This window comes from Nonomuraea marmarensis (assembly GCF_043197025.1).
Lineage (GTDB): Bacteria > Actinomycetota > Actinomycetes > Streptosporangiales > Streptosporangiaceae > Nonomuraea > Nonomuraea marmarensis.
Genome location: NZ_JBICRM010000048.1, coordinates 1 through 18,531 on the forward strand (window position 1 = coordinate 1; position 18,531 = coordinate 18,531).

The following is an 18,531-nucleotide window of genomic DNA, read 5'->3' on the forward strand; positions in this document are numbered from 1 at the left end:
ACCGACACCACGCGCTCCAGTTCTACGGCCGGGTGAGGGGAAACCGGCTGCAGAAGGCATCATCGCGACACATCAGCAGAAGATCACGGACCTCGACGTGTGTCCCTCGAATTGGCCACCAGGGTCCACAAGGTCCAGGCCCGGCGGAGCAGGCGACGATGCCACGCCGGCAAGGTGGCCGGGGTTGACCAGCCGATGAGCGCGCAGCACCGCCGGCAACCATCGGGCCAGCGCCGCGAGAACCGCCCGATCGGCCCAGTCCGGCTTCGGGCGCGCGACCTGACGCCGCAGCACCGCCACCTCGTGACGCAACACCATGAGTTCCACGTTCTTCGACGCTTGGCTCCGCCCCGACCCGCTGAGTCGTTGCTCAGCCTGGCCCGTGACGTCGTCCGCCATCTGGAGTGCCTACGCCCGGGTGCCGAGGCCGAGGACGAACAGATCACCGCATCACGGATGCCGGCCTGCGACAAGCGATCTTCCTCGTCCGCGTCCACGACCGCATCCTGCGCACCGGCCTGGCCGAGCTCACCGACCCACGACCACCCACGACGACCTCCCTACGCCAGGCTCAAGCTGCCTAGAGGCCTTCGATCCCGCAGCGCCGCCACCACAGCCCACTGCGTCGCATGTCACACCGGTCTCATGTCACGGACCGGCGAGCAGCTTGCATCTCGTGGTTGTCCGCATGAGAAAGAAGGGCACAACGATGACCACACACCACAAAACCGGCATGGCGGCCACTCATCACGTTCTGATTCTGGGGTCGGGGTACGCGGGCATGGCCGCGGCGATCCAGCTCGCGGCTCGGGTCAAGCGGCGCGAGGACGTGCAGGTGACCCTGGTGAACCCGCAGGAGCGGTTCACCGAGCGGTTGCGGCTGCATCTCTCGGCGACCGGGCAGCAGGTCGCCGAGATGAACATTCCGGAGCTGCTCGAGGGCACGGGGGCGCAGTTCGTGCGCGGCTGGGTGACGGCGGTGGACGCGACCGCGAAGATCGTGCGGATCGACGACAATCGGGTGCTGCACTACGACACGCTGGTCTACGGGCTGGGCAGCATGGCCGACACGACGCAGGTGCCGGGCGTGGAGGACCACGCGTACACCCTCAACAGTGCCGAGGACGCTGAGTTGCTGGCCGAGCGGCTGGCTCGGCTCGGCCGCGGCACGGTCGTGGTGGGCGGTAGCGGGTTGACCGGCATCGAGTCGGCCGCGGAGATCGCCGAGCAGTACCCGGAGCTGAACGTCGTGCTGCTGGGCCGGCAGGAACCCGGTGCGGCCATGAGCCCCAAGCCGAAGGCGTATCTGCAGGCCACGCTCGAGCGCATGGGTGTCCGGGTGCGCAGCGGGATCGAGGTGGTGAAGGTGCTGCCCGACTCGGTCGAGCTGGCGGGCGGGGAGAGCATCGCCGCCGCTGTCGTCCTGTGGACGAGCGGTACGCGGGTGTCGCCGCAGGCGGTCGCCGCCGGTCTGACCGTCGACGAGCGCGGCCGCATCGTCACCGACTCCGCGCTGCGGTCGGTGTCGCACCCGGATGTGTACGCCGTGGGCGACGCGGCCGCGATCCGCCAGGGCTACGGCGTCATGCACGGCACCTGCCAGGGCGGCATGCCGACCGGTGTGCATGCCGCGCTGTCGATCGTCCGCACGCTGAACGGCAAGCAGCCCAAGCCGTTCCGCTTCGGCTACTACCACACGCCGGTGAGCCTGGGACGGCACGATGCGGTCGTTCAGTTCACCCACCCCGACGACAGCCCCCGACGGGTGTATCTGACCGGCCGCATGGCGGCACGGTATAAGGAGACGGTGACTGCTTCGCCCTGGCCGACCTACGGTCGCATGAAGAAGATGCCCGCCTCAGGCGCGTTCTGGCCCCGCGGCGGCCGCTTCACCCGTATCCGGGGTGTGCGGTGACCCACCCGTCGCCTGACCACGACCAGCAGGTGTTCAACCAGCATCGCAACCTGCTGTTCTCGGTGGCCTACCGCGTCCTCGGCACCGTGACCGACGCCGAGGACGCGGTCCAGGACGCCTGGATCAAATGGTCGGCCGCCGACCGTTCGAAGGTGGCCGACCCCAAGGCCTATTTGGCGCGGATCGTGTCGAATCTGGCGCTGCAACGGCTGCGCTCCACCCAGCACCAGCGCGAGACCTATGTGGGGCCATGGCTTCCCGAGCCCATCCTCACCAGCGGCGACACCGCCGACGCCATCACGAACACCGAGTCGGTATCGACGGCGATGCTGGTGGTGCTGGAAACCCTGAGCCCGCTTGAGCGTGCGGTATTCGTGCTGAAGGAGGTCTTCGGCTTCAGCCATGCTGAGATCGCGGAGGCGGTGGAGCGTTCCGAGACCGCCGTGCGTCAGGCCGCGCACCGTGCCCGCGAGCACGTGCGAGCCCGGCGGCCACGCTTCACCGCGGACCGGTCGCAGCAGCGCGACGTCACCGAGCGGTTCCTCGCCGCCGCGACTGGGGGTGACATCAACACCCTCATGGAACTGCTGTCCCCGGACGTCACACTGTGGACGGACGGCGGTGGCAAGGTCCGCCAGGCCCTGCGTCCGGTCGTGGGCGCACAAACGGTGGCCGCCTGGTTCGCCGCCATTGGCAAGGTCACTTACCAGGGCGTCGGGCCGGCCGAAATGAACGCCGAACTGGTCGAGATCAACGGTGGCCCAGGCGTGGTGTTCCGCGGCCTGGGCCGCGTGATCGCCACTGTCACTTTCGACTTCGACGCTGATGGCCGCATCACCACCATCCACAACGTCGCCAACCCGGACAAACTCCAGGCCATCACCGACGGGACCACCCGCGACATCGGCACGCCCTGAGACCTGCGCGGGTCCACCCTCGGCACCGTCTACGGCCGCCAATCGCGCGAGTGGTCCGGCCGGGCTTCGTCCACCGTCTGCCAGCGGACCGGGGATGGTGACGGATGCCGCGCGGCCTTCAGCTAGTACGACCGCAAGAACGCCGGCAGCGCTGTGTGGGGACGGCCTCCCCCGAGCACTGTCCCCGCACGGACCCTCTCGGGCCAGGCGCCGAGGAACCGGCGAGGTGCTCCGTTCACGCCGGTCGGCCTTCATGGGTCCCGTATCGAAGGCCGCAGCACTCATCATGCGGGCCGCAACCGTCGATGTGAATCATGCTGGCGGGCTCGCGCCAGACACTTGTCCACTCTTGACCTCCGTAGCGACCTTCTCCCGGCCCGGAGCATGGCTATGAGGCATGCGATGGCGACGGTCAGGGTCGATCACCTCTCCCAAACGATCTAAAGATCCTTAGGGAGGGAGGTGAGTAATGATCCGACTACGAAGGGTAGGTTCCGGGCGTTCCGACTAGGAAAGGACACTCATGGAACAGCAGCAGGCCCAGCAGGTCGAGCAGCAGTTGCGGCAGAACTGGCAGCAGATCCGGTATCAGATCCTCGACTTGTTCGCCGAGGTCAGTCCATCCGATCTCGACTTCGCGCGCAACGTCAACGATCTCGTGGAGCGGATCGCGGACAAGTCCCACCACAGCGATCGGTACGTGGAGACGCGCCTGATGGAACTCGTCGGCGTCGGGGGCACCACGGCGGGACCGCAGGGCCAGCCGTTCGGCGCCTCCCGGGGACCGCAGGGCGGACAGCAGGCCCGGATGGGGCAGTAACGCTGCGAGCACGTTAGATGAGACGATGAGTTGGTCGGGCGATGCGGCTCCGATCCGCAGCGGAAGTGCGCGCCTGGCCAGCCCATTGCAGGGTTGCACCTTCGAGGGAAGCGAGTCGGTCGCCTCCGGACACTACCTGAGATCAGACAGGCAGCATGGCTCGGTAGTCCAGCAGATCGTCGATGATCTTGGTGACGACCTGAGTGCGAGGCATCTGCTGGAGTTCAGTCAGCATCGCATCCACCTGTTCGACGGTAGGTCGATCGCGCACCGACGCGGCCAGACTCACCAGCCTGCTCATAGGACCTCCAAGGGCTAGTTTGTCCCCATACGGTAATAAATGTACCATTTTAGCTTTCTGTTCAGGTGCGACGTCAACTCCTGCGGCTGGCCCGAGGCGGTCAGCATGAGCGAGAGCCCGGCCTTCAAGCGCGGAAGGGGCCGGGCGCTGCGTACTCCATTGGCGGGCTTGCTGTGTCGGTCGCGCGGGCTGGAGGCAAGAGGTTGAGGCTGGGCTGGGGTGTGGTAGCAGTTGGCCCGCGTGGGACGAGCTTCCCCCGAACGCCGTCCCCGCCTAGGCCCACCCTCGGGACCAGTTGCCGAGAGAACCGGCGCGAGGAAGAGCAGGGAGTCACGCCGGTCGAGCCTTTACATGGGCCACTTCGAAGGCCGCAGAATTCATGATGCGGGCCCAACCGGCGACGTGCATCGCCCCTTGCGCGCTCGCGGCAACCTTTGTCACTTATGACCTCCGGGGTGCGGCGTCCTCCCACCCCTGTGCAGAGTGAACACTCGCAGGTCACACCCCCCAGCGGGTGTTACAGGTGGGTGAGGTCGATGGCGTCGGCCATCGCCTGGTAGCCGACGTCGTTGAGATGCAGGTGGTCACCGGAGTCGAACGTGCCGTCGAGCCTGTCCGGGACGGACGGGGAGGTTAGCGCGCGGTCGAAGTCGATGACGGCGTCGTATTCTCCGCCGGTACGGATCCAGGTGTTGATGGCGGCACGTTTGCCCTCGCTGCGCATGGTGGAGAACACCGAGGGCTTGGCGGGCATCACGGTCGCTCCGACGACCCGCAATCGGGCGGCACGTGCCTGCCGGATCAGGTCGCGGTGGCCGGCGATGACCTCCTCGGCGGAGACCTCGGTGTAGGGCGCGAAGGTCGGAAACGGTGACGCCTCGGCGACTTCGCTGATGCCGATGTCGTTGATGCCGAGCAGGATGATGACCGTCCGCACGCCCGGCTGGCCTAGGACGTCGCGCGCGAATCGGGCGGTGGCCCGCTCGCCGAGCCACTCCGAGTCGACCGTCACCCGGTTGCCGCCTATTCCCTGGTTCAGCACGGCACGTGCCCGACCCGCCGTGACCAGCCGCTGCGCGAGCAGGTCGGGGAAGCGGTGGTTAGTGTCCGGGGTGCTTCCTGTGCCGTCGGTCAGGGAATCGCCGAACACCACGATGCCGTCGCCGGTGGCTCCGGTCACGTCGACTCCGCCGAGGTAGTACCAGGACTGTGAGGTCTCGGTGAACGCGGCGCCGTCACCGTCTCTACGATGGTCACCCGCCGCACGGTATGTCGTGGCCAACGCCTGTGCGTGGTAGGTCGCGGGCCCGGACGGGTCGGCCAGGTGCATCGTGATCGTCACCGAATCCAGCGCGTCGACGGCGTACGACACGGCATCGGTGGCCAATTCGGCGCCCGCGGGGACGGCGAAGGCTGGCTTGCCCGCGACGGTCAGCTCGCGCAGCGTGTCGGGCTTGATCGCCGCGCCACCCGTGGCGGCCGCGACGGTCAGACCGGCCACGTGAAGGGGCGTCGTGCCGAAGCGGTTGGACAGTCTCACCCTCAGCCCGTCGCCGCCCACGCTGAGCCGTACCGTCTGGCGGATCGTCCGGTCGGTGAAACCCTCTTCGGACCAGTTGGGGGCGAAGCCGACGCCCGGCCGTTGCGGTGAGGTCGTCCAGGCTGCGGTCCAGCCGCTCATGCGAAGAACCCCACGATGCTGCTGATGCGGTCGGCGTCGAACTCCACCACGTCGTAGCCGGTGGCGACCCTGTCGAGCCGCCAGGTGAACAGCGCCCGGTCATGGTGCGTGCCGATCACGGTGTCGAGGGCGAAACGCAGGTCGCCGAGCTTGTCGCGAGCCTGGCCGATCGCCTCCGACAGCGCGGCGTGCCCGCGCAATCCCGCGTTGTCCGGGTCGGCGTAGAAAACGTCCTCGGTGAAGACCTCTTCCATCAGCTTCAGGCGAGCGGCAGGGTCCCGCTCATTCCAGATGTCGAGGTATTGCGTGATGAGGTCGGTGGTGGTCACTGGTTGGCTCCTTCGAGGACAGGGGACTGCGAGGTCGAGCGGAGGGTGGGAAGGGCGAGGGCGATCAGGCCGCCCGCGACGGTGAGGGCCGCGGCCGTCCATCCGGCGGCGTGCAGGCCGTCGAGCAGATGGGTCGAGCCGGTGGCGATCGCGACGAAGAGCGACAGGCCGATAGCTCCGCCGATCTCCTTGGCGGTGCTGGCCGTACCTGACGCGATGCCCTGCTCGTGGGGTGCGACGCCGGAGCCGGCGGAGGCGAACAGGGCGACGAAGGCGACCCCGCCGAACAGGCCCCAGACGATGCTGCCGGGCATCAGGGTCCAGAATCCGCCCCCGGTGGTGGTGCCCGCGACCAGGAGGGCGATGCCCGCGCCGGTCCCGACCGTGGAGACGGCCAGGGTGGTGCGGATTCCCCAGCGGCCCAGCAGCGGCGGGGTGAGCTTGAGCGCGGCGAGCATGCAGACCAGCGAGAGCGGCAGGAACGTGAGCCCCGCCTCCAGCGAGCTGTAGCCGAGGACGGGCTGCAGGTAGGAGGTCAGCACGTAGTAGCCACCGCCCAGTGTGCCCTGGAAGATCGCGATCACGATCATCGTGGTGCGGAGGTTACGGCTGCGCGCCAGCCGAAGCGGGATCAGCGGGTCGCGGGTGCGAGCCTCGACCACGAGTAGCAGCACGAGCAGGACTGCCCCGGCCGCCACCGCCCCGACGCCGCGAAGCGACATCCATCCCACCTCTGGGCCGCTGGCCAGACCGAACACCAGCAGCGCCGAACCCGCGGTGGCCAGGATCGCCCCCGGCACATCGAAAGCACCAGGAGTGCGGGCAGGATCGGCGGGCAGCAGTCGCGGCGCGGCCAGGGCGGCGGCGAGAGCCAGGGGCACGTTGACGAAGAACACCCATTCCCAGCCCAGGTAGTTGGTCAGCACCCCGCCCAGCAGCGACCCGGCCGCCAGCCCCGCGCTGCCCGCCATGCCCCAGGCGCCGAGCGCCCGATTGCGCGCCGGGCCTTCGGCGAACCCCCGGTAGATGAGCGCGAGAGTGGCCGGAGTCAGCAGCGCCCCACCGACGCCTTGCACCGCTCGGGCGGCGATCAACAGTTCGGGGTCGGAGGCCAGCCCGCCCGCCAGTGAGGCCACGCCGTACAGCGCCAGCCCGGTCATGAACATCCGGCGTGCTCCGAGTCGGTCGACGGCCCGCCCGCCGAACAGCAGCAGCCCGCCGAGCCCGACGGCGTAGGCGCTGACCACCCACTGCACGGACTGGGGGCTGAAACCCAGCGCGTGCCCGATGTCGGGCAGCGCCACGTACACGATGTTGTAGTCGAGAGCCACGATGAGCTGCGTCAATGCCAGCAGCCCGAGGCGTAGCCTGTCCCGTTTCATTATCCACCTACATGCCGTTGGATTAGTACACGGCGTTCAATCTACATCACGGCGTACAACGGTCAAACACTGTAGACTGGAAGCGTGACCGAGCAGACCATGAGCCGCCGTGACCGGCTGCGCGCCCAGACCAGCGCCGAGATCAAGGCGATCGCCCTCAAGCTCATGGCCGGCGGCGGGCCCGACGCCATCTCTCTGCGCGCCATCGCCCGCGAGATGGGCATGACGGCCGGCGCGATCTACAGCTACTTCCCCACCCGCGACGACCTGATCACGACCCTGATCGGCGACGTCTACACCTCGGCCGTGGACGCCGCCGAGTCCGCCCGTGACGCCATACCGTCAAACGACCCCGGCGGCCGGATCCTGGCCTGGGCCCAGTCCATGCGCGAGTGGGCGCTCGCCAACCCCGAAGGATTCCGACTGATCTACGGCGACCCGGTGGCCGGCTACCAGCCACCCAACGACGGGCCCAGCAAAGCCGCGGGACTGCGGGCCTGCACCGGCCTCACCGATCTCGTCGCCGCCGCCTGGCCGACAGCGGGGCTACTCCAGCGCGACGACCGCACATACGTCTGGGACGACTTCGACCCGGACCTGGTCGCTCACGTCCGCGAGCTCTTCCCGGACCTCCCGCCCGTGGCGCTCGCGCTGACCCTGCGCGTGTGGGGACGCATGCACGGCCTCATGGCCCTGGAGATCTACGGCCACCTGCGCCCCCTCATCCACGACCCGGCGACCGTCTACCGCGACGAAATGCGCGACCTCGTCGCCTCCCTCGGCCTATAGCGGCCCGCCAGGTGGCCGACTCGCGCGGTCGATCTGGGGAAGATCGACGTCGGTCTCGCGTGGTCGTAGTCTCGGGTGAAGTCAGGCTCGTGCTCGGCGAGCCTGGCACGCGTTTCAATGACCGTGGCTCTCAGGATCTCCCCAGCCCGGCCAAATCGGGGCATGGCGACCTGCAGGAGGAGCATGCGTGCCTCGTCCTCTTCTCGCTCCAGGTGGGCGACGGTGAGCAGGTAGGCGATCGCTGGTAGCGGCGCTCCGGGGCAGGTGCGGAGCTTCCATCTCACTACCGTGCGGACAGTGTTGCGACGGAGTCGGTCATGCCGAAGTCCCTTTCGTGCGGGTCAGCCTTCGTGTCCCTTCGTCATCGCGACTCGCAGAGCTTCTCAGCCAAGATCGTTCACAGACAGGCTCTCACCCCCCCACCCACCCAAGATCAGTAACGGTCACCATCACCGCTGCTAGGTGCTGTCCAAAACTGACCGTTAAACGCTGCTACTCGTCGTCGACGAAATCAGCTGGGGCTGGTGGCGGGGCCCGCGAGCAGCGCCGTCACCGCGAGGAGCCCGGCCAGGCGTTCCCGCCGATCGAGGGCTCCTTGGGATTCAACATGCAGCGGACGCGGGTCAGCGCGGTCTCGCCGCCGGCGCCCAGCGCGAACGCGGGCACTCGGCCCGTGGCCAGCCGGACGAGGGCGGCGGCGATGTGGATGCGCGGGTGGCGGCGGGCGGCCAGGTCGTCGGCCACCACCGCGTCGAGGGTGGCGTCGTGCCGCTCGAGCAGGGCCAGCGTGGCGGCGTGCCGCCGGCGTTCCCGCCGGGCGCCCAGCAGGACCGCTCCGCCCGTGTGAGCCAGCCGGGTCAGGGCGAGCCCGCCGGCGATGGCCGACGACCTGAGCTCGGGGATCTCGCATGTTGTCGACGACCTTGACCGAATCGACGCCCAGCTCGCTCGCTTACGCATCTCTAGCGGATTCGATCAGCCGGGCGCCTGCTAACCGTTGAACCGGTCGTTCGGCTGGTTCAGCGGTTCGCCTATCGGGTCAGGATGCGCACCCGGAGTCGGTGCAGCTGCGGCATCAGCCCGTAGATCACGATCGGCACCGCAAGGGTGGCGAGCACGAAGGTGCGCAGGACCGGGGCGAGCGTGCTCAGCCAGTCACCGAGGGCAAGATTGAGGACGGTGAGGGTCGGGAAGACGGCCAGCCAGATCATGAGCGCCAGATGGTGCTTTGTCGGGGGGCCGGCCACGGCGGGACCGGGACTCGGGTTGGGCCCCGGGATGGCGCTGGGGCGGCGGTTCGGGTTGGTCATGTCGCTCCTTGGCTCGTGATGAAGGGTGCGGCGGTGTGTGGAGATGCGGTTCTGTTCCGCGGGCTGTCTGTCTAGGGGTCAGGACACGAGGCCCTGGTTGAGGTCGCGGACGGCGTTGTGCACGTCGTCCTCGACCAGCTCGGCGTTGAGCGCGATGGCGGCCGCGGAGCCGGCGCCGGCGGCGGTGATGACCTGGGCGCGCGGATCCACAAGATTGCCGGCGGCCCAGACGCCGGGGACGCTGGTGCGACCGGTCCCGTCGACTGCGACCCAGCCGTCGTCGTCGACGGCGCAACCGAGGCCGCGGAGGAGGTGGTTGTTCGGCACGAACCGGGGCGGCACGAACAGCGCGTCGCGAGGAACCACACAGCCGTCGTCCATCTGTACGCCGCGCAACTGGTCGTCATCGATGACCAGCTGCGCGATGGTGCCCTCGACCACGCCGATGGTGCGGGCGACCAGCTCGGATCGCTCTGTTGCGGTGAGCATGTCAGGCGGGGTGAAATAGACGAGGTCGTGGGTCCACTGGCGCACGATCTGCGCGTATCGGACCGCGCCCGGGCTGCCGCCGATGACGCCGAGCCGGCGGTCGCGGACCTCGTGGCCGTGGCAGTAGGGGCAGTGCAGGACGTCGCGTGCCCATCGGTCGCGCAGTCCCGGCACGTCGGGCAACTCGTCGCCTAGGCCGGTCGTCACCAGGAGCCGCCGTGCCGACAATCGCTGCCCGTCGGCGAGGAGGACCCAGAACCCGCTTCGACCGTCGGGCACCAGCTCGGTTGCGGCGCCCACGAGGATGTCGCCGCCGTAGCTCCTGACTTCGGCCCGCCCGAACGCCAGGAGCTCACCGGGTGGGAGACCGTCGCGAGACAGATAGCCGTGCATGTGGGCGGCCGGGGCGTTGCGCGGCTTGCCGGCGTCGACCACGAGAACCTTGCGGCGGGCCCGCGACAGGACAAGGGCTGCGGACAGTCCGGCGGCGCCTCCGCCGATGACCACTACGTCGTACTGACTCATGTCCCAAGGCTGAAGCCGCATGGATTTCTCACCAACAAATGTTGCTGTTCCTGGGAATCCGCTATGGGATGAGGCTCGTGGACGACACCTCATCGGCTATCGCCGCCGTGCTCCAGCAGGTGGGGCCGCGGCTGAAGCGGCTTCGCACCCAGCGCCACATCACCCTGACCGGTCTGGCGACCGCGACCGGCATCTCGAAGAGCACGCTCTCGCGACTCGAGACCGGACAGCGCCGACCAACCTTGGAACTTCTCCTCGCGCTCTCGCAGGCCTACCGGGTGCCGCTGGACGACCTCGTCGGCGCGCCCGAAGTGGGCGACCCACGCATCCGCCTCAAGCCTGGCCGCGTCAAGGGCAGGACGGTCATCCCGCTCACCCGGCAGCCCGACGGCATGCAGGTGTGGAAGATCGTCGTCCCGACCAGCAAGGTCAGCCCAGAGCCTCGGGCACACGACGGTCACGAATGGATTTACGTCCTGTCTGGACACATGCGACTCGTCGTCGGCGAGCGGGACTGGGTCCTCGGGCCCGGCGAGGTGGCCGAGTTCGACACCCACGTGCCGCACTGGTTCGGCAGCACGGGGCAGGAGCCGTCAGAGATCCTCAGCATCTATGCAAGACCCGGCGAACGAATGAACGTCCGAACGCCCACCCCGCAGACGTAGGCCACGGTCCACGTCCGCTCCCAAACAGACCCACCCAGCGATCCAGCCGAACTGACGCTCAGACTCTTTCGGCCACCATTGATCCACCGCCGCCGGTGGGCAGAAGCGTTCCCCGTCACCCCCTGCTGGGGGTTGCCTGGGGAGTGGCGGCCAGCGCGGACGTGGTTGCGCCGGCCAGCACTATCAGGGTTCCGATTCCCGCCGTGATGAGCTTGCTGCGTGTGTTCATGGCCCTAGGCTGCCGGTGGCCGCGAAATGCCGCGCTAGCTGATCGTTAAGCGCCGGCTAATGAGCTGGTGCGTATTTCGACTGGCCGGGCAACGCCTTCGTCCTGCTGGACGGCACCGTAGTGTGGTCGAATCCCGGAAGGGTGCGCTCAAGTGAGCTCGGCGATCAGGTCGCCTTCGTCGAGGACGTCGCCTTCGCTGACGGTGAGTCTTGTCACGGTGCCCGCGCATTCGGCCTCGACAGGGATCTCCATTTTCATGGATTCGAGGATTACCAGGGTGTCTCCTGCGGCTACGGTGCTGCCTTCGGACACCAGGACCTTCCATACGTTGGCCGCGATGTCAGCGGTGATCTGGGTCATGTGCCGGCTCCATTTCGGGTTCGGGGCGGTGAGCAGCTGCACGCGCAGTTCCTGGCGTTCCGTCCGGCGCCGCGAGGATCTCGGCCAGCGGGACCGTGCCGATCCCGTGGTCGGTGAGGGCCTGGTGCACCGCCGCCGCGGTCTCCACGCCGTTGGGCGCGTCACCGTGCAGGCAGAGCGAGACGGCCTCGATGTCGAGCTCGGTGCCGTCCTGGGCGGCGACCCTCTGCTCCAGCACCATGCGGACCGCTCGCCGGGCGACCAGCGCCGGATCCCAGGCCAGTTTGACCGGTTCGATGATGAGGCGCCCGGAGCCGTCGTAGTGGAGGTCGGGGAACGCCTCAGGGACCAGCCGGACGCCCTCGGCCGCCACAGCGTCCGCGGTCGCGAGGTTCAGCAGCATCAGCGGCAGCGAGGCGTCGATCTTGGCCACGGCGCGGGCTACCGCGGCGGCCAGGGCGGGATCCTCCGAGGCCATGGCGTACAGCGCGCCATGCGGTTTGACATGGGCCAGGCGTCCACCGGCGGCCCGCACGAAGGCGTCCAGCGCGCCGAGCTGGTAGAGGCAGTAGTCCTCCAGATCGCCGGGCGGGATGATCATGCGCCGCCGGCCGAAGCCCATCAGGTCGGGGAAGGCGAGGTGCGCGCCGATCGCCAGGCCCCTCTCGACCGCGGCCGCCACCGTACGGCGGATGGTCGGCGGGTCACCAGCGTGGTAGCCGGTGGCGATGTTGACCGACGTGAGGTAGGGCATCATGCCGAGGTCGTCACCCAGCGTCCAGCGGCCGAAGCTCTCACCCATGTCACAGTTGACGTCGATTCGGTGCATCACAGCTCCTCGTAGTGGCGTGGGTCGGTCGTGTCGTCGATGCGAGCGGAGAGTGCCAGTGCCTCGTCCAGCGTCACCTCACGGAAGCGGATGGTGTCGCGACCGGGCCGGAGCTGGCCGATCTTCCACAAACCCGCCTGGACCACGGTGCCGATCACGGTGAACCCGCCGGCGGTAGGCCCGTCAGGGCCGAGGATGACCGGGACGTCGCCGTTGGTGTTGATCCCGCCGATCGGATAGCTGCCGTCGAGTACGTTGGACGGGTGCCCGCCGGCCAGGCCGCCGGAGGAGCGGGCCCACTGGAAGCGGTGGGCGTCCAGCCGGGTGCCGACCCGGTTGGAGTTGAGGTCCACCTTCCATTTCCGGGCGAGCAGGTCCTTCCAGTCCTGTTCCGTGAGGAAGTCGGGATCGGCGTGCGGGCCGCGCATCACCTCGATCTCCCAGTCGTTCGCCAGCGCGGGCCGCAGCGAGTCCGGCACCCGGAGGCGGGCAGGCGCGGGCACGGGGCTCCCGTGCAGCACGTCGCCCTTGGTAAGGGCGCGGCCCTGCACGCCGCCGATTCCGCCCATGGTGTACGTGGCACGTGACCCCAGCACCACCGGGACGTCGACGCCGCCCGCCACCGCGAGATAAACCCGGAAGCCTGGGCCCTTGACGATCGAGCAGGCGATCTTGTCACCTGGGACCACGGGCACGGTCTGCCACAGCGGCATGGGAGCGCCGTTGAGTGTGATGCCGGAGCCTTCGGCGCCGGCGACCGCGATCGAGGTCCCGGTGAGCACCCGCAGGGTCAGCCGGCCCATGGGGATCTCCAGCGCTGCGGCGCCGGGATCGTTGCCGACGAGGGCGTTGGCGATGCGGAAGGACAGGTGGTCCATCGGGCCCGCGGGGAAGAATCCCTTGGACTGCAGCCCGCGGCGGCCGGGGTGGTCCTGCACCAGCGTCTGCAGGCCGGGCGAGACGACGTCGAAGACCGCATGCGTACCGGTCATCACGGCACCTCCATTCTGGCTGCGGCGGCCTCCCGGGCGGTGCGCCGTGTTTCTGCCTCGGCCCGCAGGCCGGCGGCACGGGCGAGGTATTCGGCGACGGGGAAGGGATCGTCCTCGATCAGGTACTCGTAGCGGTTCTCCAGGACGTCGCGGCGCATCCCGAGCAGTTGGTCCTCGCTCACCTGCTGGAAACGCACCCGGTCGCCGGGACGGATCAGCAGCGGGTCGCCGCGGAAGACGTCGTGACGGGCGAGGATGTCGTAGATCGGCACGGTACGGCCGAACAACTGATAGCCGCCGGGCGCGTCCACGGGGTAGATCGCCACGCACGGGCCGCCGATACCGACCGCGCCCTCGGCGGTCCAGGTGCGGGTCGGGTTGTACTTCGGCACGGTGATGGCGTTGCGCGGGTCGAGCGGGAACATGAACGGCAGGCCGGGGAAGAAGCCGGTGTAGGCGTTCCACCAGGTGGTGCCGGTCACCGTGGCGTACAGCGCCGCGCGGTCGCGCAGGCCGTTGTACTCGACGATGTAGTCGATGTTGGAGTCGTCCCGGACGTTCGGCGCCTCCTGCCGGATCGTGGTGGCATAGCGGCGCACGGCCTCGCGGCTCGCGGAGTCGTCGAAGGCGATCGGCAGGGTGATCAGCCGGCTCGGGATGACGAGAGATCGCACGGACTGCTGGGCTTCGTGCACCTCCTCCATCGCCTCGATGAGGGTCTGGCGGTCGATGAGCGAGGGCTCGTGGTGCAGCAGCAGCGAGCGGAAACCGGGTGCCGCCTCCACCAGCCCGGGTACGCGGTGCCCGGCGAGTTGGGCGGATACCGCGGTGACGAAGAAGCTCAGCTCAAGGTCCAGGGCCATCTCGCCGTACTCGACGAGGACGTGCCGGTCCCCTGCGGCCCGGTAGGTGATGGCCGGCCGGTCGCCCTGGGCGGGCCGGCTGGTGATGATGGCGGTCATGGTTCCTTTCTCATGGGTCGGGATGCCAGACGGCGGACGTCAGGGCATGACGTCCCCGGAGTTGGGGCCGAGGGTCTGCCCGACGTAGAGGTTGCCGCCGGGTTCACTGGCGAGCAGGACCGCGGTGGGGGCGACCTCCTCCGGCCGGCCGAACCGGCCCAGAGGGAGCTCGGCACGCTTGGCGGCCTTCCACTCCTCGGTGATCCCGGCCACGAGCGGGGTCTCGATGGGACCGGGGGCGATCGCGTTGACCAGCACGTTGTGTTCTGCGACCTCCAGGGCGAGCGACTTGGTGAACCCGATGACACCGGCCTTGGCGGCGGCGTAGTGGGTGAGCGAGTGGCCTCCCTTGATGCCGAGCTGGGAGGCGATGTTGATGACGCGGCCCCACCGCCGCCCGACCATGTGGGGGACGACGTGGCGGCAGCACAGGAAGACCCCGGTGAGATCGACCGTGATCGTCTCCGTCCACATCCGGAGGTCCATCTCGACCAGCGGCGCCTCGGTGAGGATGCCGGCGGAGTTGACGAGCACGTCGATTCGGCCGAGCCGTTCCATCGCGGCCTCGACGGCCACGGCCACAGAGGTGTCGTCGCTCACGTCGACGGCGATGTGGCCGGCCGCTCCGGTTTCCGTGGAGACCTCGGCCGCCCGTTCGGCGTCGCGGTCGGCGACGATCACCTCGGCTCCCTCCCGGACGTAGGCGTCGACGATGGCCCGGCCTATCCCGCTCGCGCCTCCGGTGACGAACGCGGTCCTGCCCGCAAGAACCGGCATGAGATCCTCTTTCGCTTTTATCGATTTATGCAGTCATCTCAAGCGGGCATGCGCACGGTGAGCCCGCCGTCGACGACGACGGCCTGACCAGTGACGTAATTGGCGTCGTCGGAGGTGAGGAACCGGATCACGGACGCCACCTCCTCGGGGCGTCCGACGCGGCCCCAGGGGATGGAATCTCCCGCGCGGGCCAATCCCAACGGGCCCAACGAGTTCACCGGGTCGGAGGACTGCGGGGTGACGATCAGCCCGGGAATCACGGCGTTCACTCGAATGCGCCTGGATGCCAGCTCCACCGCCAGGCTGCGGCACAAGCCGACCACCCCCGCCTTGGCCGCGGCGTAATGCGCGTGCTCGCCCCAGCCGTACACGCCACCGGCGATGGAGGAGACGGCGACCATCGCGCCGTCACTCCCCATGCGCGCGGCCGCCGAGCGGAAGGTGCGCAGCACACCGGTCAGGTCGACCTGCAACATGTCGTCCCAGGCGGCGTCGGTGAGCTCCGCGAGCGCGGCCTTGCGCAGCACGCCCGCGTTGGCCACCGCCATGTCGAGGCGGCCCCACTCGTCGATCGCGCGCTGCGCGAACGCCTCGACCTGCGCGGCGTCGCGCACGTCCACCTCGTGTACGACGCACTCGCCCCCGGCGGCCTTGACCAGGCGGACGGTCTCGGCGGGGTCGTGCGGGTCACCAGGGTAGGCACCCACCACGGTTCGTACTCCGTGGGAGGCGTAGGCCACGGCCAGCGCGCGGCCGATGCCGCTGGCGGCGCCGGTGATGATGGCGACCCGGCCGGAGCGGCCAAACGGGATGGGTGGTGTCATGTCGATCTCCAGTGGTGGCGGGTGGTGTGGGGTGCCATACGGTCCGCTCAGGCGGCGGTGTGCGCGGTGACGGACACGTTGACCTGCTCGAAGGCGTCTCTCACGCTGGCCGGGCCGGCCCCGGTCGCCAGCAGCAGGCTCAGCAGGATGCGGGCCTTGGGGCCGTCGAGGAAGCCCGCAGGGATGAGTCCGCGGGACAGGAGGTCCCGCTCGGAGCCGGGGAAGCCGTAGGTCTCCCGCAGCAGCTCGCCGCCACCGGTGCGCGAGGCCAGGACGACGGGCAACCGCCCGGCCAGGTGCTCGAGCGCCGGGACTACGCGGGCGGGCACGTGGCCGCCGCCGAACGCCTCGACGACCAGGCCGGCGTACCCGAGGGCCGCCACCTGCTCGACCAGGCGGGAGTCGTCGCCGATGGTGAGCTTCAGCAGCGCCACCGCGGGAACCTCGTCGCCCACGGCGGTCGGTTTCCCTTGCAGCTCAGGGGCGCGGAAGGCGATGCGGGGGCGACCCTCCACCATCCAGCCGAGCGGTCCGGCGGTCAGGGAGCGGAAGGTGGCGGGGCTGGAGGTGTGGGTCTTGCGCACGAAGCGGGCGGCGTGGATCTCGTCGCCGAACACGACCAGCGTGCCGAGCCCGGCCGCCTGCGGGGATGCCGCCACCTGCACTGCGGCGAGCAGGTTGGCCGGGCCGTCGGGACCCGCGAGGGTGGGGTTGCGCATGGCTCCGGTCACCACGACGGGTCGTGGGCCGCGGACCAGCAGGTCAAGGGCGAAGGAGGTCTCTTCGATGGTGTCCGTGCCCTGGGTGACGACCACACCGGCGGTGCCTGACTCGAAGCGTTTCGTGATCTCCGTGGCCAAGGAGACGAGGTCGCGCAGGGTGAGGTCACCGGACGCCGTCCGGCGGAACGCCACCGTCTCCAGCTCGGCGACCTCCCGCAGCTGGGGGACCGAGTCCACGAGCTCCCTGGCGCCAAGCCGAGGCGTGACCCCGCCGGCGTCGCCGCCGGAGTCGTTCGTCGAGGCGATGGTCCCGCCGAGGGAGAAGACCGTCACCTGGGGCAGCCCCGCCTGAACCGTCACAGTGTCACTTCACTTTCCGTTGATGGCGAGAAAGGTGTGGAACGAGCGCTCGAGCAGCTGGGTGTCGATGCCGCGGACGATGAGGACCAGCCGCGTGCCGGGAGGGACCGGACCGTCCAGGTGCTCGGGCCGGTGGACGACGTGCTGGACGCCGTTGACGGCCACCGGCCCGGCCCCGCGGATGTCGAGCACGCCCTTGACCCGCAGTACGTCGGGCCCGCGGCTGTGCAGCAGCAGGCTCAGCCACACGGAGAAGGCCTGCCAGTCGAGGGGCTCGCCGGTCACGACCTCCAGGGTGGACACGCCGGCGGTGTGGGTGGCGTCGGCCACGGGCAGGCCGCTCGGCCTGCTCTGGGCGGAAACCGCTTCCTCGGCGCGCAGCAGCTCACCGTTCGCCGTGACGCTCACGCCCGCTGACGGGTTCATCTCGTGCAGCGCCAGGACCAGCTCGTCCACGTCGCCGGGCGCGGCCAGATCCGCCTTGGTGACGATGAGCTCGTCGGCCGCCAGGAGCTGACGAAGGGCGACCTCGTGGTGCTCGACGTTGCCCATGCCGGTCAGGGCGTCGACGGTGACGCAGACCCGGGACAGCGCGTAGTGGTGCTTCAGCACCGGGTCGTGGGCGACGGTGAAGGCGATGGGCCCGGGGTCGGCCAGCCCGCTGGTCTCGATGACGACGTGGTCCCGGCGCGGCGCGCCTCCGCGCTGTTCGGAGTCCAGCAGGTCGGCCAGTGACCGGGCCAGGTCGTCCCGCCGCGTGCAGCAGGCGCAGCCGTCCGGCAGGACGACCGGGCGTTCCCCATCGGTGGTGAGGAGAACGTCGTCGACCATCGTGTGACCGAAGTCGTTGAGGATCATCGTGGGTGCGTTCGCTCCGGCGCGGGCCAGCTCGTGCCGCAGCAACGTCGTCTTGCCCGAGCCGAGGAAGCCGCTGAGCAACGTCACGGCGCGCCGGCTCTGCCCGGACGGGCCGGCCGGAGTGAGGGCGGGCAGTCGCAGGAGACTCACGCGTCCGCCGGACCAGGTGCCAGCGCCTCGAGCAGCGCGGGGTCGAGCACGTCGATGCGCCGGGAGCTCAGCCTCTGGGCCGCCTGCCACACCGCAGGCAGGCCGACGGCGATCTCCGCGGCGCCCTTACGGTTCGCGACCACGCAGTGCGGGCCGGTACCCGGATCGGACACCGTCAGACCATAAGGAGCCAGGACGGCCGACAGGAGGCGCGTGCGCCGGTATCTCGAGCGGCCGGGCACCGCCTCAGAAACCCCGTCCGACCAATGATCCTCGGGGGTCAGCTCATAACACAACACACACATGGAACGCCTACCTTCGCGTCTTTCTGCCTGGCCAGGGGCG

At 69.3% G+C, this 18,531-nt stretch carries 22 protein-coding genes; 5 read left to right on the forward strand and 17 right to left on the reverse strand.

The window, feature by feature from the left end; all coding sequences use genetic code 11:
* Window positions 1-72: 72 nt before the first annotated feature.
* The gene (locus ACFLIM_RS45160; protein ID WP_393176103.1) at window positions 73-399 is read right to left on the reverse strand and encodes a hypothetical protein; all 327 of its coding nucleotides are present in this window, start codon (window positions 397-399) and stop codon (window positions 73-75) included.
* A 310-nt stretch (window positions 400-709) separates the two neighbouring features.
* On the opposite strand from ACFLIM_RS45160, the gene ACFLIM_RS45165 reads away from it, so the two are divergent.
* The 3 genes from ACFLIM_RS45165 (at window position 710) to ACFLIM_RS45175 (ending at window position 3,652) form a co-directional block, all read left to right on the forward strand.
* Window positions 710-1,915, forward strand: coding sequence for an NAD(P)/FAD-dependent oxidoreductase (locus tag ACFLIM_RS45165; RefSeq protein ID WP_393176105.1), 1,206 nt, complete (start codon window positions 710-712; stop codon window positions 1,913-1,915).
* Entirely contained in the window at window positions 1,912-2,832 is a 921-nt protein-coding gene (locus tag ACFLIM_RS45170) for an RNA polymerase sigma-70 factor (RefSeq protein ID WP_393176107.1), read from the forward strand. Before ACFLIM_RS45165 ends, ACFLIM_RS45170 begins: the two co-directional genes overlap by 4 nt.
* 523 nt (window positions 2,833-3,355) lie before the next feature.
* Window positions 3,356-3,652 (forward strand): hypothetical protein, encoded by a 297-nt coding sequence (locus ACFLIM_RS45175; RefSeq protein ID WP_393176109.1) that lies wholly within the window; start codon window positions 3,356-3,358, stop codon window positions 3,650-3,652.
* Window positions 3,653-3,794: 142 nt separating this feature from the next.
* Here the strand turns inward: ACFLIM_RS45175 and ACFLIM_RS45180 are convergent, their stop codons facing one another.
* From ACFLIM_RS45180 to ACFLIM_RS45195, 4 genes are all read right to left on the reverse strand, one after another.
* Window positions 3,795-3,953 carry a hypothetical protein gene (locus ACFLIM_RS45180; protein WP_393176111.1) on the reverse strand — a complete coding sequence of 53 codons (159 nt, stop codon included), beginning with the start codon at window positions 3,951-3,953 and terminating at the stop codon, window positions 3,795-3,797.
* Between the two features lie 517 nt (window positions 3,954-4,470).
* Window positions 4,471-5,634 (reverse strand): SGNH/GDSL hydrolase family protein, encoded by a 1,164-nt coding sequence (locus ACFLIM_RS45185; protein ID WP_393176113.1) that lies wholly within the window; start codon window positions 5,632-5,634, stop codon window positions 4,471-4,473.
* Window positions 5,631-5,963, reverse strand: a complete 333-nt coding sequence (locus ACFLIM_RS45190) for a nuclear transport factor 2 family protein (protein ID WP_393176115.1) — start codon at window positions 5,961-5,963, stop codon at window positions 5,631-5,633. Before ACFLIM_RS45190 ends, ACFLIM_RS45185 begins: the two co-directional genes overlap by 4 nt.
* Window positions 5,960-7,345: an MFS transporter gene (locus ACFLIM_RS45195; protein ID WP_393176117.1), complete on the reverse strand. Its 1,386-nt coding sequence runs from the start codon at window positions 7,343-7,345 to the stop codon at window positions 5,960-5,962. The genes ACFLIM_RS45190 and ACFLIM_RS45195 overlap by 4 nt, the downstream gene beginning before the upstream one ends.
* Before the next feature lie 84 nt (window positions 7,346-7,429).
* Between ACFLIM_RS45195 and ACFLIM_RS45200 the strand changes: the two genes are divergently transcribed.
* Window positions 7,430-8,134 carry a TetR/AcrR family transcriptional regulator gene (locus tag ACFLIM_RS45200; protein ID WP_393176119.1) on the forward strand — a complete coding sequence of 235 codons (705 nt, stop codon included), beginning with the start codon at window positions 7,430-7,432 and terminating at the stop codon, window positions 8,132-8,134.
* Window positions 8,135-8,683: 549 nt separating this feature from the next.
* On the opposite strand, the gene ACFLIM_RS45205 is transcribed toward ACFLIM_RS45200, so the two are convergent.
* The 3 genes from ACFLIM_RS45205 to ACFLIM_RS45215 all read right to left on the reverse strand — a co-directional run bounded on the left by ACFLIM_RS45205 (window position 8,684) and on the right by ACFLIM_RS45215 (window position 10,458).
* Window positions 8,684-9,094, reverse strand: a complete 411-nt coding sequence (locus ACFLIM_RS45205; RefSeq protein ID WP_393176121.1) for a hypothetical protein — start codon at window positions 9,092-9,094, stop codon at window positions 8,684-8,686.
* Between the two features lie 71 nt (window positions 9,095-9,165).
* A complete protein-coding gene (locus tag ACFLIM_RS45210; RefSeq protein WP_393176123.1) occupies window positions 9,166-9,444 on the reverse strand; it encodes a hypothetical protein in 279 nt (92 codons plus the stop codon).
* 78 nt (window positions 9,445-9,522) lie between these two features.
* On the reverse strand, window positions 9,523-10,458 hold the full coding sequence (locus tag ACFLIM_RS45215) for an NAD(P)/FAD-dependent oxidoreductase (protein WP_393176125.1): 936 nt from the start codon (window positions 10,456-10,458) through the stop codon (window positions 9,523-9,525).
* A 38-nt stretch (window positions 10,459-10,496) separates the two neighbouring features.
* On the opposite strand from ACFLIM_RS45215, the gene ACFLIM_RS45220 reads away from it, so the two are divergent.
* Window positions 10,497-11,123, forward strand: coding sequence for a helix-turn-helix domain-containing protein (locus ACFLIM_RS45220; protein ID WP_393176127.1), 627 nt, complete (start codon window positions 10,497-10,499; stop codon window positions 11,121-11,123).
* Window positions 11,124-11,499: 376 nt separating this feature from the next.
* On the opposite strand, the gene ACFLIM_RS45225 is transcribed toward ACFLIM_RS45220, so the two are convergent.
* From ACFLIM_RS45225 to ACFLIM_RS45265, 9 genes are read right to left on the reverse strand one after another with little or no spacing between them, the layout of a single operon-like run.
* The gene (locus ACFLIM_RS45225) at window positions 11,500-11,712 is read right to left on the reverse strand and encodes a biotin/lipoyl-binding carrier protein (RefSeq protein WP_393176129.1); all 213 of its coding nucleotides are present in this window, start codon (window positions 11,710-11,712) and stop codon (window positions 11,500-11,502) included.
* On the reverse strand, window positions 11,693-12,541 hold the full coding sequence (locus ACFLIM_RS45230; protein WP_393176131.1) for a LamB/YcsF family protein: 849 nt from the start codon (window positions 12,539-12,541) through the stop codon (window positions 11,693-11,695). The genes ACFLIM_RS45225 and ACFLIM_RS45230 overlap by 20 nt, the downstream gene beginning before the upstream one ends.
* The gene (locus ACFLIM_RS45235; protein ID WP_393176133.1) at window positions 12,541-13,533 is read right to left on the reverse strand and encodes a 5-oxoprolinase/urea amidolyase family protein; all 993 of its coding nucleotides are present in this window, start codon (window positions 13,531-13,533) and stop codon (window positions 12,541-12,543) included. Before ACFLIM_RS45235 ends, ACFLIM_RS45230 begins: the two co-directional genes overlap by 1 nt.
* Complete coding sequence (locus ACFLIM_RS45240; protein ID WP_393176135.1) at window positions 13,533-14,495, reverse strand: carboxyltransferase domain-containing protein; 963 nt, start codon at window positions 14,493-14,495, stop codon at window positions 13,533-13,535. Before ACFLIM_RS45240 ends, ACFLIM_RS45235 begins: the two co-directional genes overlap by 1 nt.
* A 39-nt stretch (window positions 14,496-14,534) precedes the next feature.
* The gene (locus ACFLIM_RS45245; protein ID WP_393176137.1) at window positions 14,535-15,272 is read right to left on the reverse strand and encodes an SDR family NAD(P)-dependent oxidoreductase; all 738 of its coding nucleotides are present in this window, start codon (window positions 15,270-15,272) and stop codon (window positions 14,535-14,537) included.
* A gap of 38 nt (window positions 15,273-15,310) precedes the next feature.
* The gene (locus tag ACFLIM_RS45250) at window positions 15,311-16,096 is read right to left on the reverse strand and encodes an SDR family NAD(P)-dependent oxidoreductase (RefSeq protein WP_393176139.1); all 786 of its coding nucleotides are present in this window, start codon (window positions 16,094-16,096) and stop codon (window positions 15,311-15,313) included.
* 47 nt (window positions 16,097-16,143) lie between these two features.
* Window positions 16,144-17,178 (reverse strand): asparaginase, encoded by a 1,035-nt coding sequence (locus ACFLIM_RS45255; RefSeq protein ID WP_393176141.1) that lies wholly within the window; start codon window positions 17,176-17,178, stop codon window positions 16,144-16,146.
* 9 nt (window positions 17,179-17,187) lie between these two features.
* On the reverse strand, window positions 17,188-18,186 hold the full coding sequence (locus ACFLIM_RS45260; protein WP_393176143.1) for a CobW family GTP-binding protein: 999 nt from the start codon (window positions 18,184-18,186) through the stop codon (window positions 17,188-17,190).
* Window positions 18,183-18,359: a hypothetical protein gene (locus ACFLIM_RS45265; RefSeq protein WP_393176145.1), complete on the reverse strand. Its 177-nt coding sequence runs from the start codon at window positions 18,357-18,359 to the stop codon at window positions 18,183-18,185. Before ACFLIM_RS45265 ends, ACFLIM_RS45260 begins: the two co-directional genes overlap by 4 nt.
* Window positions 18,360-18,531 lie beyond the last annotated feature (172 nt).

What these genes read in the sequence shown, in the direction of transcription:
- ACFLIM_RS45250 (WP_393176139.1), bottom strand. Translation starts at nt 16,096, where the DNA reads ATGACACCACCCATCCCGTTTGGCCGCTCCGGCCGGGTCGCCATCATC.
- ACFLIM_RS45230 (WP_393176131.1), bottom strand. Translation starts at nt 12,541, where the DNA reads ATGCACCGAATCGACGTCAACTGTGACATGGGTGAGAGCTTCGGCCGC.
- ACFLIM_RS45195 (WP_393176117.1), bottom strand. Translation starts at nt 7,345, where the DNA reads ATGAAACGGGACAGGCTACGCCTCGGGCTGCTGGCATTGACGCAGCTC.
- ACFLIM_RS45235 (WP_393176133.1), bottom strand. Translation starts at nt 13,533, where the DNA reads ATGACCGGTACGCATGCGGTCTTCGACGTCGTCTCGCCCGGCCTGCAG.
- ACFLIM_RS45185 (WP_393176113.1), bottom strand. Translation starts at nt 5,634, where the DNA reads ATGAGCGGCTGGACCGCAGCCTGGACGACCTCACCGCAACGGCCGGGC.
- ACFLIM_RS45180 (WP_393176111.1), bottom strand. Translation starts at nt 3,953, where the DNA reads ATGAGCAGGCTGGTGAGTCTGGCCGCGTCGGTGCGCGATCGACCTACC.
- ACFLIM_RS45160 (WP_393176103.1), bottom strand. Translation starts at nt 399, where the DNA reads ATGGCGGACGACGTCACGGGCCAGGCTGAGCAACGACTCAGCGGGTCG.
- ACFLIM_RS45215 (WP_393176125.1), bottom strand. Translation starts at nt 10,458, where the DNA reads ATGAGTCAGTACGACGTAGTGGTCATCGGCGGAGGCGCCGCCGGACTG.
- ACFLIM_RS45220 (WP_393176127.1), top strand. Translation starts at nt 10,497, where the DNA reads ATGTTGCTGTTCCTGGGAATCCGCTATGGGATGAGGCTCGTGGACGAC.
- ACFLIM_RS45210 (WP_393176123.1), bottom strand. Translation starts at nt 9,444, where the DNA reads ATGACCAACCCGAACCGCCGCCCCAGCGCCATCCCGGGGCCCAACCCG.
- ACFLIM_RS45165 (WP_393176105.1), top strand. Translation starts at nt 710, where the DNA reads ATGACCACACACCACAAAACCGGCATGGCGGCCACTCATCACGTTCTG.
- ACFLIM_RS45245 (WP_393176137.1), bottom strand. Translation starts at nt 15,272, where the DNA reads ATGCCGGTTCTTGCGGGCAGGACCGCGTTCGTCACCGGAGGCGCGAGC.
- ACFLIM_RS45240 (WP_393176135.1), bottom strand. Translation starts at nt 14,495, where the DNA reads ATGACCGCCATCATCACCAGCCGGCCCGCCCAGGGCGACCGGCCGGCC.
- ACFLIM_RS45225 (WP_393176129.1), bottom strand. Translation starts at nt 11,712, where the DNA reads ATGACCCAGATCACCGCTGACATCGCGGCCAACGTATGGAAGGTCCTG.
- ACFLIM_RS45175 (WP_393176109.1), top strand. Translation starts at nt 3,356, where the DNA reads ATGGAACAGCAGCAGGCCCAGCAGGTCGAGCAGCAGTTGCGGCAGAAC.
- ACFLIM_RS45205 (WP_393176121.1), bottom strand. Translation starts at nt 9,094, where the DNA reads ATGCGTAAGCGAGCGAGCTGGGCGTCGATTCGGTCAAGGTCGTCGACA.